Source organism: Rhodococcus sp. P4_E4, from assembly GCF_056401575.1.
The window spans coordinates 1-13,313 of record NZ_JBFUJB010000010.1; the positions used below are offsets into that span (position 1 = coordinate 1).

14 protein-coding genes and 1 pseudogene are annotated in these 13,313 nt (G+C 63.5%); 12 read left to right on the top strand and 3 right to left on the bottom strand.

The window, feature by feature from the left end:
* Positions 1-489: pseudogene (locus tag AC1DVN_RS12815) on the top strand (ABC transporter ATP-binding protein); the annotation flags it as partial.
* Positions 489-1,247, top strand: a complete 759-nt coding sequence (locus AC1DVN_RS12820; protein WP_020908473.1) for an ABC transporter permease — start codon at positions 489-491, stop codon at positions 1,245-1,247. The pseudogene AC1DVN_RS12815 and the gene AC1DVN_RS12820, both read left to right, overlap by 1 nt.
* Positions 1,248-1,256: 9 nt before the next feature.
* On the opposite strand, the gene AC1DVN_RS12825 is transcribed toward AC1DVN_RS12820, so the two are convergent.
* Both AC1DVN_RS12825 and dapD read right to left on the bottom strand, forming a co-directional pair.
* Positions 1,257-2,639, bottom strand: a complete 1,383-nt coding sequence (locus AC1DVN_RS12825) for an amino acid permease (RefSeq protein WP_020908472.1) — start codon at positions 2,637-2,639, stop codon at positions 1,257-1,259.
* On the bottom strand, positions 2,639-3,592 hold the full coding sequence (gene dapD / locus AC1DVN_RS12830) for a 2,3,4,5-tetrahydropyridine-2,6-dicarboxylate N-succinyltransferase (RefSeq protein WP_019749368.1): 954 nt from the start codon (positions 3,590-3,592) through the stop codon (positions 2,639-2,641). The genes AC1DVN_RS12825 and dapD overlap by 1 nt, the downstream gene beginning before the upstream one ends.
* 49 nt (positions 3,593-3,641) lie before the next feature.
* Between dapD and dapE the strand changes: the two genes are divergently transcribed.
* The 10 genes from dapE to AC1DVN_RS12880 all read left to right on the top strand — a co-directional run bounded on the left by dapE (position 3,642) and on the right by AC1DVN_RS12880 (position 12,095).
* Positions 3,642-4,712 carry a succinyl-diaminopimelate desuccinylase gene (gene dapE / locus AC1DVN_RS12835; RefSeq protein ID WP_477993876.1) on the top strand — a complete coding sequence of 357 codons (1,071 nt, stop codon included), beginning with the start codon at positions 3,642-3,644 and terminating at the stop codon, positions 4,710-4,712.
* 16 nt (positions 4,713-4,728) lie between these two features.
* Entirely contained in the window at positions 4,729-5,532 is an 804-nt protein-coding gene (locus AC1DVN_RS12840) for an LOG family protein (RefSeq protein WP_003945176.1), read from the top strand.
* A complete protein-coding gene (locus AC1DVN_RS12845) occupies positions 5,526-6,083 on the top strand; it encodes an LOG family protein (protein ID WP_256065707.1) in 558 nt (185 codons plus the stop codon). The genes AC1DVN_RS12840 and AC1DVN_RS12845 overlap by 7 nt, the downstream gene beginning before the upstream one ends.
* Before the next feature lie 112 nt (positions 6,084-6,195).
* Positions 6,196-7,968, top strand: coding sequence for a long-chain-acyl-CoA synthetase (locus AC1DVN_RS12850; protein ID WP_019749365.1), 1,773 nt, complete (start codon positions 6,196-6,198; stop codon positions 7,966-7,968).
* 30 nt (positions 7,969-7,998) lie between these two features.
* Positions 7,999-8,898, top strand: coding sequence for a dihydropteroate synthase (gene folP, locus AC1DVN_RS12855; protein WP_047889715.1), 900 nt, complete (start codon positions 7,999-8,001; stop codon positions 8,896-8,898).
* Entirely contained in the window at positions 8,895-9,836 is a 942-nt protein-coding gene (locus AC1DVN_RS12860) for a glucosyl-3-phosphoglycerate synthase (protein ID WP_477993877.1), read from the top strand. Before folP ends, AC1DVN_RS12860 begins: the two co-directional genes overlap by 4 nt.
* Before the next feature lie 32 nt (positions 9,837-9,868).
* On the top strand, positions 9,869-10,246 hold the full coding sequence (locus AC1DVN_RS12865; protein ID WP_019749362.1) for a DivIVA domain-containing protein: 378 nt from the start codon (positions 9,869-9,871) through the stop codon (positions 10,244-10,246).
* Positions 10,246-10,815, top strand: coding sequence for a DNA-3-methyladenine glycosylase I (locus tag AC1DVN_RS12870; RefSeq protein WP_019749361.1), 570 nt, complete (start codon positions 10,246-10,248; stop codon positions 10,813-10,815). The genes AC1DVN_RS12865 and AC1DVN_RS12870 overlap by 1 nt, the downstream gene beginning before the upstream one ends.
* Before the next feature lie 151 nt (positions 10,816-10,966).
* On the top strand, positions 10,967-11,134 hold the full coding sequence (locus AC1DVN_RS12875) for a DUF3117 domain-containing protein (RefSeq protein WP_003945169.1): 168 nt from the start codon (positions 10,967-10,969) through the stop codon (positions 11,132-11,134).
* A gap of 121 nt (positions 11,135-11,255) precedes the next feature.
* Complete coding sequence (locus tag AC1DVN_RS12880; RefSeq protein ID WP_070386684.1) at positions 11,256-12,095, top strand: putative RNA methyltransferase; 840 nt, start codon at positions 11,256-11,258, stop codon at positions 12,093-12,095.
* 6 nt (positions 12,096-12,101) lie between these two features.
* Here the strand turns inward: AC1DVN_RS12880 and glgA are convergent, their stop codons facing one another.
* Complete coding sequence (gene glgA / locus AC1DVN_RS12885; protein ID WP_477993878.1) at positions 12,102-13,274, bottom strand: glycogen synthase; 1,173 nt, start codon at positions 13,272-13,274, stop codon at positions 12,102-12,104.
* Positions 13,275-13,313: the final 39 nt, after the last annotated feature.

Sequence of the window (13,313 nt, forward strand, 5' to 3'; positions counted from 1 at the left end):
GTTCATGCAGCGGTTGGGTTCATGCAGCGGTTGGCGGCCGAGGGCCGCACGGTGYTGGTGTCGAGTCACCTTCTCTCGGAGATGGCGTTGACGGCGGAGCAGTTGGTGGTGATCGGTCGGGGTCGGTTGATTTCGGATTCGACGGTGGCGGAGTTCGTGGATCGCTCGTCGGAGTCGACGGTGCGGGTGCGCAGCCCACAATTGGACGCTCTCCATGCCGCATTGACTGCCCACGGACTGACTGTCCGCGAGGAGCATTCAGGATCGGAGCCGGTGTTGGTGGTCGTGGATTCGACGACTGATGTGATCGGTGGTTTGGCTGGTTCGCAGGGAATCGTGTTGTACGAGTTGGCGTCTGTGCAGGGTTCGCTCGAGGATGCGTTCATGAAGTTGACCGGGGACGATGTCCAGTACCACGCATCCGGTATCGAAGCAGCCCCCGAAACTCAGAACGCATACACACAGCAGGCTATGGGAGGTGCACTGTAATGGCTGTTCTCAGTGCTGAACGTATCAAGATCACCACGACCAAATCACCGTTGTGGTGCACGATCATCATCATCGTGCTCGGGTTGGGACTCGCTACGGTTTTCGGACTGAGCGCCAAGTCGTCGCTCAGTAGCCCCAATGGTGCAATGATGCCGACAGTGTCGGGGGCGCTCAGTGGAGTGACCGGCTTCGGTGTGTTGGTTCTGATGATCATGGCGGCTCTCGCGATCACCAGCGAATATCGCTTCGGGACAATCCGAACAACATTCCAGGCAGTTCCGAACCGCGCTTCGGTGCTCATCGCCAAAGCGGGCCTCATAGGTGGTTTCGGAGCGGTACTGACTCTCGTATTGTCATTCGGCGCTTTCGCTCTCACGAAGGCCACATCAGGTGACGCCGGAAGATTCCTGACTCTGTCTGGCGACGATAACTGGCGGGTCGTCTACGGAACACCGATCTACGCGTTCTTCTGCGTAGTTCTAGCCGTAGGAGTGGGCGCGTTGCTCCGGCAGTCTGCAGGTGCGATCGCATTACTGCTGTTGTGGCCCTTGCTGATCGAGAATCTTTTCAACCTGTTCGGAAGTATCGGCGAGAAGATCATGCCGTTCCTGCCGTTCATGAACGCCAACAACTTTCTCGGTTCCGGCGGTAGTGTCGACTTCCACTGGGGACCCTGGGGCAGCCTGGTCTACTTCGCCCTCTTCGTGCTCGTCGTATTCGGCCTCAGCATCGTCGTCGTGAACAGGCGGGATGCATAGGCACACGGATCAGGCGGGCTGATTCTGCTTACGCCAGCGGGCGTTCAGGAAACCCAATGCCGCGATCACCAGGAACAACACGGTGGTCGAGATCAACTGTGCACGGGCATCGGCGTCGAAGAGCATGAGGACGACGAAGACGCCGAGCATCGCGAGAGTCGCGTAGCTCAGATACGGGAACAGCCACATACGAACTGTTAGCTTGCCCGACGCTTCGAGTTGTTTACGCAGTCGCAGATGCGAGACGACGATGAAGATCCAGATGACGAGCAGCGCGGCGCCGACTGCGTTGAGCAGGATGCCGAGCAGGTCGTCGGGGAGCAGCCAGTTGAGCAGGACGCTGACGAAGCCGAAGAACACCGACAGCAGAACGGCATTGGTCGGAACTCCGGTGCTCGACAGTTTCGCCATGAAAGCGGGTCCGTCGCCGCGGCGCGAAAGTGAGAACGCCATGCGAGAGGTGCCGTAGATGTTGGCGTTGAACGCGGAAAGCAACGCCACCACTACGACGAGTTCCATGAACCCGGCAACACCCGGAATGTTCGCCTTGTTCAAGACGGCCACAAACGGGCCGCTCTCGAGTTCGGGGTCGTTCCAGGGCAGCACCAGAACCATGATCGAGATGGCACCGATGTAGAAGACACTGATGCGCCACACGACGCTTCGCACAGCGACGGCGATGGAGCGTTCCGGATTCTCGGATTCGGCTGCGGCGATGGTGACGATCTCGATCCCACCGAAGGCGAACGCCACGACGAGCAGTCCTGCGGCAATGCCGGACAACCCATTGGGCATGAAGCCGCCCTGCCCGAACAGATTGCTCGTACCGACCGGATCGGTATCGGGGAGGATGCCGAACACCAGCAAGACGCCGATGACGAGGAAGGCGATGATGACGGTGACTTTGATTGCGGCGAACCAGAACTCGAACTCACCGAAGTTGCTGACCTTCGCCAGGTTCACCACGGCGAAGAACACCACGAAGACCAGGGCGACAACCCATTGCGGGATCGACGGCACCCAGTCGTTCACGATCGCCGAGGCTCCGGTGATCTCGGCGCCCAGCACCATGATCAGCATGAACCAGTAGAGCCAGCCCATCACGAAGCCGGCCCACTCGCCGATCCCCAGGCGCGCGTAGTGAGAGAAGGAACCGCTCGCCGGGATCGCAGCTCCCATCTCACCGAGCATGCGCATCACGAACACCACGACGGCGCCCGCAAGGATGTAGGAGATCAGGACGGCCGGGCCGGCCTTGGCGATACCGACGCCGGTTCCGAGGAACAGGCCGGCGCCGATGGCCGAGCCCAGGCCCATCATCGTCAGATGGCGGACCTTGAGACCGTGGCCGAGAGCAGTGGTTGTTCCGTCGGAGACGTCGGTGTCAGTCATCAGTCGTTGGCGTGCAAAGCAGCGTTCAGTTCGACGCCGGTGCCCTTCCACGGCACGACCTCGACGGCACCCGAGACCGAGTTACGACGGAAGAGAAGGTTCGACTTGCCGCTGAGTTCCTTGGCCTTGACGACGGTGCCGTCCGGGCCGGTGACCTTGGTGCCCGCGGTGACATAGAGGCCCGCTTCGAGGACGCAGTCGTCGCCGAGTGAAATGCCGAGGCCGGCGTTTGCGCCGAGGAGGCAGCGCTTGCCGAGGGAGATGGTTTCCTTGCCGCCGCCGGAGAGGGTGCCCATGATCGAGGCGCCGCCGCCAACATCGGATCCGTCGTCGACGACGACGCCCGCGGAGATGCGGCCTTCGACCATCGAGTTACCGAGGGTGCCGGCGTTGAAGTTGACGAAGCCTTCGTGCATGACGGTCGTTCCGCTGGCGAGGTGCGCACCGAGTCGGACACGGTCCGCGTCACCGATACGCACTCCGGACGGCACGACGTAGTCGACCATGCGGGGGAACTTGTCGACGCTGAACACGGTCACGACGCCGCGGATGCGCAGACGTGAGCGAACTTGCTCGAAGCCTTCGACGGCGCACGGGCCGAAGTTGGTCCACACGACGTTGCTGAGCAGGCCGAACTGGCCGTCGAGGTTGACGCCGTGGGGTGCGACGAGACGGTGCGAGAGGAGGTGGAGGCGCAGGTAGACGTCGTGTGCGTCGACCGGCGCCTTGGAGAGATCGGCGATGGTGGTGCGGACGACGACCTGCGAGACCTCGCGAGCGTCGTCAGTGCCTGCCAGCAGTGCAAGATCGGAAGGAATGTCTGTTCCCTCGACGTTCTCGGTACCGGTCTTGTCGAATGTTCCCAGCTCCGGTGCCGGGAACCAGGTGTCGAGGACGGTTCCGTCCGCGGTCACGTTGGCGATACCTACTGCTGTTGCTCCCTGTGCGCTCACGGGACTAGAGATTACTGGGTGGTGGGTGCACCGGCCTAGGCTGGTGCGTGTGAGCATCCTCGATCTTGCTTCGGACCCCATCGACTTGACGGCCGCCCTGGTCGACATCCCCAGCGTCTCGCACGACGAATCCGTCATCGCGCAGGCCGTCGAGGATGCGCTGCGTGAGCAGACTTCGGGCTTCGAGATCATCCGCAACGGCAACGCCGTGTTGGCGCGGACCTCGCGTGGTTTGCCCAGTCGCGTCATGCTTGCCGGACATCTGGATACGGTGCCCATCGCGGACAACGTTCCTTCGCGGCGTGACGGCGACATCCTGCACGGCTGCGGGACCGTGGACATGAAGTCGGGCGACGCGGTCTTTCTGCACCTGGCGGCAACCATCGAGAACCTGGCCCACGATCTGACCCTGGTTTTCTACGACTGCGAAGAGATCGCCGCAACCTTCAACGGCCTGGGACGGATCGAACGCGAGATCCCGCAATGGCTCGCGGCCGACGTCGCAATTCTCGGTGAGCCGACGGCCGGTTTCATCGAGGCCGGATGCCAGGGCACGATGCGGGTTCGGTTGACAGCTTCGGGAACTCGCGCACATTCGGCCAGGTCCTGGCTGGGGGACAACGCCATTCACAAGTTCGGCGGTGCGTTGGAGCGGTTGTCGAGTTACCAGCCGCGCTCGGTCGACATCGACGGTTGCGGCTACCGCGAAGGTTTGTCGGCGGTGCGGATTTCTGGCGGTGTCGCCGGAAACGTCGTCCCGGACGAAGCCGAGATGGACGTCAACTTCCGATTCGCGCCCGATCGCAGCGAGGCGCAAGCCGAGTCGCACGTGCGCGAAGTGTTCGACGGCCTGGGCCTCGGATTCGAGGTCACCGACTCCTCGCCCGGCGCGCTGCCTGGCTTGGCGAACCCGTCCGCTGCCGCCCTGATCGAGGCGGCCGGTGGTCAGTTCCGTGCGAAGTACGGGTGGACCGACGTGTCCAGGTTCTCGGCGCTCGGCATTCCTGCCGTGAACTACGGACCGGGTGATCCGAACCTCGCACACAAACGCGACGAGCACGTTCCGGTGCAGCAGATCACCGACGTCGCGGCCGTGCTGAGGAAGTATCTGTCGGCCTGACCGTTAGCCTTGCCGCATGGCACCAGAGAAGAATTCGGCTTCGAAGAAGCAGAGCTCGTCGATCAAGCACCGCGGGCCCGTTCAGCTTCGACGCAAGCGCAAAGACGAGAAGACCACGACCGATCAGCGCTTGCTCGACAAGCGCGGACCCACGGACTGGGTACACACCGATCCGTGGCGTGTGCTGCGTATCCAGAGCGAATTCATCGAAGGTTTCGGCGCACTCGCCGAGGTCCCGCGTGCGGTGACGGTGTTCGGTTCGGCCCGCACCACGGTCGATCATCCCGAGTATCAATCCGGCCGTGAGCTGGGAACGGCGTTGGCCGAAGCCGGATACGCCGTCATCACCGGCGGTGGACCGGGAGTCATGGAAGCTGCCAACCGCGGTTGCAGCGAGGCCGGCGGATACTCGATCGGTCTCGGCATCGAGCTGCCGTTCGAGCAGGGTCTCAACGAGTGGGTGGATCTCGGAATCAACTTCCGGTACTTCTTCGCGCGCAAGACGATGTTCGTGAAGTACTCCCAGGCATTCATCTGCCTGCCGGGTGGCTTCGGAACACTCGACGAGCTGTTCGAGGCACTGACCCTGGTGCAGACCCACAAGGTCACGCGCTTCCCGATCGTCCTGTTCGGTACCGAGTACTGGTCCGGACTCGTCGACTGGATTCGCGGCACCCTCGAGCGTGACGGCAAGATTTCCGAGGGCGACGTGAATCTGCTGCACGTCACCGACAGCGTGGAAGAAGCAGTACGAATCGTCCTCAACGCCGACAAGGGCGTCGACGAGGCCGCAGATCTGGGGAAAGAAGAAGAATGGTGACCGATTCCGGCAAGAAGTACTCGATCTGCGTCTACTGCGCGTCCGGTCCGGTGGACGAATCGTTCCTGGCGTTGGCGTCAGAAGTGGGAACCGCGATCGGTCGACGCGGATGGCAGTTGGTCTCGGGCGGTGGCAACGTCTCGATGATGGGTGCTGTCGCCGAGTCCGCTCGCGCGGCGGGCGCCTGGACCGTCGGCGTCATTCCGAAGGCCCTGGTGCACAAGGAAGTAGCCGACGTCGATGCCGACGAACTGATCGTCACGGACACCATGCGCGAGCGCAAGAAGCTGATGGAAGATCACGCCGACGCGTTCATCACGCTGCCGGGCGGCATCGGGACGCTGGAAGAGCTGTTCGAGACGTGGACCGCCGGCTACCTCGGAATGCACGAGAAACCAGTGGTGATGCTCGATCCCGTCGGGCACTTCACCGGCCTGCTCGAGTGGTTGAACAAGCTCGACGGGACCGGCTTCGTCGGGCGTCAGGCGTTGGACACTCTGTTGGTGCGGACGGACGTCGAGGCTGCGCTCGACGCGTGCGTCAGATCCTGATCAGACGGCTGCGTGAAACCCTGACCTGGGGCATGGCGGGCTTTATTACCGTGCAGTAAGGTGGCCGCAGACTGGGCGGCCGAATGGGCGCCGGATACGTGTTAGGGGAGCCATGAGTTCGGAAGCCCGTTCGACCGTCGGCCTGCTGGATCTGGCGGCAAAACTGCCGTCGATGATCACCGAGGTGCCGATCCTGGCGCGGGGGGCCGCCGGGCTCACCCGCAAGCCTTCGGCCAAGGAATCGATCGGGTTGATCTTCCAGAAGGCCGCGCACGCGCACCCGTCGCGCCCGTTCATCCGGTTCGAGGGCCACGCGACCAGTTACGCGGAGGCCAACGAACTGGTGAACCGCTACGCCGACGTCCTCCGCGGACGAGGAGTCGATCGCGGAGACGTCGTCGGAGTGCTGGCAAAGAACACCCCCGAAGCCCTGCTGATCGCGTTGGCCGCAGTCAAACTCGGCGCGGCAGCGGGAATGCTGAACTACAACCAGCGCGACGACGTTCTGGCACACAGCCTTACGCTGCTCGACGCGCGCGTCCTGGTGGTCGCCGACGAGTGCGAAGAGGCCCTCGAATCCTTGCCGGCTGGGTTTACCGGACCGAAGCAACTTCTCGTCAGTGAACTCGCGGATCTGGCGAAGACGGCTGATGCCGCCAACCCGGCGGTCACCGCCGAGGTGCTCGCGAAGGAGAAGGCGTTCTACATCTTCACCTCGGGTACCACGGGAATGCCCAAGGCCAGCTTGATGACTCACTTCCGTTGGCTGAAGTCGATGTCGGGCCTCGGGTTGATGGGCGTGCGCTTGCGCGGCTCGGACACTCTGTACTGCTGCCTGCCGCTCTACCACAACAACGCGTTGACGGTCTCGCTGTCCTCGGTGCTCGCGTCCGGCGCGACAATCGCGATCGGACGTCAGTTCTCCGCCTCGCGGTTCTGGGACGACATCGCACTCAACAAGGCGACCGCGTTCACCTACATCGGCGAACTGTGCCGCTATCTGCTCAACCAGCCGGTCAAGCCGACCGACAGCGACAATGCTGTTCGGCTGATGGTGGGTAACGGTCTGCGCCCGGAGATCTGGGCCGAATTCACCCAGCGCTTCGGCATTCCCCGCGTCGCCGAGTTCTACGGTGCCAGCGAATGCAACATCGCGTTCGTCAACGCACTCAACGTTGACAAGACGGCCGGCATCTGTCCGTTGCCGCACGCCGTCGTGGAGTTCGACGAGGACACCGGAAAAGCGTTGCGTGGAGCCGACGGTCGCCTTCGCAAGGTGTCCACGGGTCAGGTCGGGCTCCTGCTGTCGAAGGTCACCGACCGAGCGCCTTTCGACGGTTACACCGACGAAGCCGCGAGCAACAGCAAGCTGGTGCGCGGCGGATTCAAGGACGACGACACCTGGTTCGATACCGGAGACCTGGTGCGCAAGCAGGGATGGGGCCACGTCGCCTTCGTCGACCGTCTCGGCGACACCTTCCGTTGGAAGGGCGAGAACGTTGCCACCACGGAGGTCGAGGGCGCGCTGAGTTCGCACCCGGCCGTCGAGGAAGCAGTTGTCTACGGCGTCGAGATCCCGGGCACCGACGGTCGCGCGGGAATGGCGGCGGTCAAGCTGCGGGACGGGCAGAGCTTCGAGGGAAGCGAAGTTGCAGCTCACCTCTACGGCAAGCTTCCCAACTACGCGGTCCCGCTGTTCATCCGCATCGTCGACTCACTCGAACACACCAGCACTTTCAAGTCGCGCAAGGTGGAATTGCGCAACGAGGGTTACGACGTCGGCGCCGACACTCTGCACGTTCTCGAAGGCCGCGAGGGTGGTTATGTGGACTCGTACGACGAATACGTCGGAAAGGTCGCGGCGGGCTCGGTACCCAAGGGCTAGACCGAGTTCCGTCATGCCAGTATGAGTGGCATGTCTTCACTCTCCGGTTCTACCGCGCAGCCAGGTCCGGCGCCCACCCTGTGTGGGCGTCCGGTCGCGGTCGACCGTGCATTGGTGATGGCGATCGTCAACCGCACTCCCGATTCCTTCTACGACCAGGGCGCGACGTTCTCGGATTCGGCAGCGATGGCTGCCGTCGACAGGGCCGTCGACGAGGGCGCCGATCTGGTGGACATCGGGGGAGTGAAAGCCGGGCCAGGTGACCTCGTCGACGCCGACGAAGAGGTCAGGCGGGTGGTTCCGTTTGTCGCCGCGATCAGAGCCAAGTACCCCGAGCTGATCATCAGCGTCGACACCTGGCGGAGCGGCGTCGCGCGGTTGGCACGCGGCGAAGGCGCCGACCTGATCAACGACACGTGGGCGGGTGCGGATCCGGAACTCGTTGTGGTTGCCGCCGAGACTGGTGCCGGGATCGTCTGCTCGCACACGGGTGGTGCGGTTCCGCGCACCCGCCCGCACCGTGTCCGCTACGACGACGTCGTCACAGATGTGGTCACCGAGGTCGTGTCGGCGGCAGAACGCGCCCTGGCACTCGGAGTGCCGCGTGACGCGATTCTGATCGATCCCACTCACGATTTCGGTAAGAACACCTTCCACGGGCTCGAGTTGTTGCGAAAAGTGGACGTTCTTGTAAACACCGGGTGGCCAGTGCTGATGGCGCTGAGCAATAAGGACTTCATCGGGGAGACTCTTGGTGTGGAGCTTTCCGAGAGGTTGGAGGGAACATTGGCAGCGACAGCAATGGCCGCGGCTGGCGGCGCCCGGGTGTTCCGTGTTCACGAGGTGGCGTCCACCCGTCGAGTAGTCGACATGGTGGCCGCGATCCAAGGACGCCGTGCCCCGGTACGTACGGTTCGAGGTCTGGCATGAGCATCACCGGTGCGGGCCCGACCCGCGTATGGGCAGAAGCCAACAGTTGGGACCATCCGAGTTGGACGGTCGCCGAACTCGAACGGGCGAAGGGTGGCCGAACCGTCTCGGTGGTGTTGCCCGCGCTCAACGAAGAGGACACCGTTGCTGCGGTGGTCGACACCATTCATCCGTTGCTCGGTGGTTTGGTCGACGAGTTGATCGTTCTCGATTCCGGTTCGACCGACCGTACCGCCGAGCGTGCTCGCGCGGCGGGGGCGACGGTGATCAGTCGTGAGAGCGCAGTCCCGTCCATCCCGCCGACCGCGGGCAAGGGTGAGGTGCTGTGGCGTTCGGTCGCCGCAACGACCGGCGATCTGATCGCATTCGTCGACTCCGATCTCATCAATCCCGATCCAGCGTTCGTGCCGAAACTGCTGGGGCCGCTGCTCACGGTGGACGGCATCCATCTGGTGAAGGGCTACTACCGCCGTCCGCTGCGCGTGAGCGGCACGGAGGACGCCAACGGCGGCGGACGAGTCACGGAATTGGTTGCGCGGCCAATGTTGGCTGCGCTGCGGCCCGAACTCACGTCGGTACTGCAACCATTGGGCGGTGAATACGCGGGCACCCGCGAGCTGCTGTCCGCTGTCCCATTTGCGCCCGGCTACGGCGTCGAGATCGGCCTTCTGCTCGACACGTACGACACGTTGGGGCTGGCGGCGATCGGTCAGGTCAATCTCGGTGTGCGCAAGCATCGCAACCGGCCGCTGGCCGACCTCGGCGTGATGAGCCGGCAGATCATCGGAACGATGCTCCGGCGGTGCGGGATCGAGGATTCGGGTGCCGGGTTGACCCAATTCCTGGTCGACGGCGATTCTTTCGTGCCCGAGACCACTGAGGTTTCGCTACTCGATCGACCCCCGATGAATTCGGTAGTGCGCACCGCGGGGGTCTGACCGCTCACACTCGGGTATGGGAGTATCGGTTCATGATGACGATCCTCCTGTACCTGATTGTCATGGCACTGGTCGGCGCGATGATCTTCCTCGCCGCGAGCGCTGTGTTCGGGCGCTCGGAAGAGCTGCCGCCGCTGCCTCCTGGCACGACGGCGACCGTACTCCCGGCAGAGGACGTCACCGGGGCGGATGTCGACGCTCTGCGTTTTCAGCAGGTGTTGCGTGGATACAAGGCGAGTGAAGTGGATTGGGCCCTGCATCGCCTCGGGTTGGAAATCGATTCTCTGCGTGCACAACTGGGCCGTGACGAGAAGTCCGAGGTTCTGGTGAAGGCGGATGCTCCGGCCAAGGCCGAAGCAACGCAGGAGGCGCCTGAGACCGAATCCGAAGCGAAGGATTCCCAGGGCTGATGGCAGACGGACTGGTTCGGTGCGGCTGGGTGGTCGAGACGCCCGGTGACTCGCTGTACCGCGACTATCACGACGAGGAGTGGGGGCGTCCGCTGCACGGGCGCGACGAACTGTTCGAGCGGCTCGCCCTCGAAGCATTCCAATCGGGGCTTTCTTGGATCACGATTCTGCGCAAACGCGAGGCGTTCCGCGAAGCCTTCGACGGGTTCGATCCGGACAAGGTCGCAGCGTACGGAGTTGCGGATGTGGAGAGATTGCTCTCCGATGCCGCGATCGTCCGCAATCGCGCGAAGATCGAGGCGACGATTTCCAACGCCCGAGTGCTCGTGAATTCACCCGATCTGGACCTCGATTCGTTACTCTGGTCGTTCTCGCCGCCTCGACGCACCAGACGACTGACATCAATTGCGGAGGTTCCAGCGGTCACTCCCGAGTCGACTGCCATGGCTAAGGAACTCAAGCGACGCGGGTTCAAGTTTGTGGGTCCTACCACCGCTTATGCGCTCATGCAGGCTACCGGAATGGTCGACGATCACGTGGCTGATTGCTGGGTTCCGGCGCAGGTGTGACGGTCGACTGAACACCCCTAAATGTGACTCAGATTCCCGGTTCCTGCATCCATAGGGAACAATGGAGGGTACGAGCCTCGCTGATTGTTGGCGGGGCGCACCGTTAGTCGAGGCGCAGAGCAATGCAGCGCAGATCTGGAGGGAGCAGAGGATGGCGGCCATGAAGCCCCGGACCGGGGACGGTCCCCTCGAAGCAACCAAAGAGGGACGAGGAATCGTCATGCGGGTTCCACTCGAGGGTGGCGGACGCCTCGTCGTCGAGCTGACCCCGGATGAAGCTGCAGCGCTCGGTGTGGAACTTACGAACGTCACCAGCTAGTCGGGTCCAGGTTGTAGCAGTACGAACAACAGCACGTGATTGCACGCAGGCTCCGTATCCGTATCCGTTTCGGTACGGGGCCTGAAGTGTGCGCACCGCCGGTAGCCGAAAGGACGGATCAATGCTTGCCGCCGTGGTCGATCTTCTGTCCTGCCCGCAGTGCGCTGCTGAGTTGGAATTGGTGGACGGCGCCGCCGAGTGTGATCGCGGACATCGATTCGACGTGGCTCGCCAGGGTTACGTGAGCCTGATCAGTGGCGGTGCCACGAAGTTCACCGGCGACAGTGCCGAGATGATCGCCGCGCGTGCACGACTTCTCGGCGCCGGCCACTTCGGCCCGCTGATGGATGCCGTTTCCCGGGCCTGCGCGACGACGGCAGGGGCGGACCCTGCGCGGATCGTCGAAATCGGTGCAGGCACAGGACAATACCTCGCACACGTCGTGGATTCGCTGCCTGATTCTCGGGCAATAGCCTTGGACGTGTCCAAGTTCGCGGCACGGCGAGCGGCGAAGATCCACGAAAGGATCGGCTCGATCGTCGCGGACGTCTGGCAACCACTTCCGATTCGAGACGGAGCGCTCTCCCACGTGCTCTGTGTGTTCGCTCCACGCAACGGTCCGCAGTCCCATCGAGTTCTCGCCGATGACGGCGTTCTGGTGGTCCTGACGCCCACCGACAGGCATCTGCGCGAGCTGATCGACATTCTCGAGATGGTCAAGGTCGACGATCGAAAGGTGGAACGTCTCGAATCGTCGATGGCCGGCTTGTTCGAGCGCGTGAGCAGCGACGAGGTCGAGTTCACGATGTCACTCTCACACCAGGACGTCCTCGACTTGGTGGGGATGGGACCGTCGGCGAGGCACCTGACGCCGGCCGATCTGGCTGCCGCCGTGGCGAAGCTGCCGCAGCCGAGCACCGTCACCGCGTCGGCGACGGTCTCGACCTATCGCAAGATCTGACGCGGATCAGCGTCTCGTGACGGCGTCCGCGTAGACCTCGAGCGTCTGCTTGGCGATTTCGGCCCAGGAGAACTCGTCGATCGCGCGGATTCTGCCCGCACGACCCATCGCGTCGGCGCCTTCTCGGTCGGCGACAACGGCATTGACGGTGGCAGCGAGTGATTCCTCGAATGCGTTCGGCTCGTAGGCGTTGTAGTGCACGAGTCGTCCGGTGACGCCGTCGGCGACCACCTCGGGGATACCGCCGACATCGGAAGCGACCACGGCGGTCTCACACGCCATGGCTTCGAGATTGACGATTCCGAGGGGCTCGTACACCGAAGGGCAGACGAATACCGTTGCTGCCGAGAGTATTTCCCTGATCTGCTCGGTTGGGAGCATCTCGCGCACCCAGTAGACATTGCCCCGATGTCTGGCGAGTTCGGCCACTGCCTTCTCCGTTTCGCCGGCGATCTCCGGCGTATCGGGAGCGCCGGCGCACAGCACGAGCTGAATCTCCGGGTCGAAGTGGTGTGCTGCCGCGACGAGGTGCCCGACGCCCTTCTGCCTCGTGATCCGTCCGACAAAGGCCACGATGGGTTTTGCGGGGTCGACGCCGATCGACGCGAGTGCGGACGGCGCTCCCGGCGCAGATCCCCCGGGATGCCATACCTCGGTGTCGATTCCGTTGCGCACTACGTGAACGCGACTCGGATCGACGGCGGGGTACGCGTCGAGGACGTCGAGTCGCATACCGGAACTGACGGCGATGATCGCGTCTGCGTGCTCGACGGCGTTTCGTTCGGACCACGACGAGATCCGATAGCCGCCGCCTAGCTGTTCGGCCTTCCACGGGCGTCTGGGCTCGAGTGAGTGCGCGGTGAGGATGTGCGGCACGTCGTAGAGAGCCGACGCGAGATGCCCGGCCAGTCCGGTGTACCAGGTGTGGGAGTGGACGATGTCGACACCGGCCGCGGCGTCCGCCATCCGCAGCTCGGTGGAGAGCGTCGTCAAGGCGGGGTTGGATCCGGCGAGAGCGGGGTCGGGAGAGTGGACGATCGCGCCTTCGCGCGGGGCGCCCATGCAGTGCACGTCGACCTCGCACAACCGCTTCATCTGAGCGACGAGCTCGGTTACGTGTACTCCTGCACCGCCGTAGATCTCCGGCGGGTATTCCTTGGTCATCATTGCGACTCGCACGCGCTAAACCTAACCGCCCGTGGTCGATCCGGCTACCGA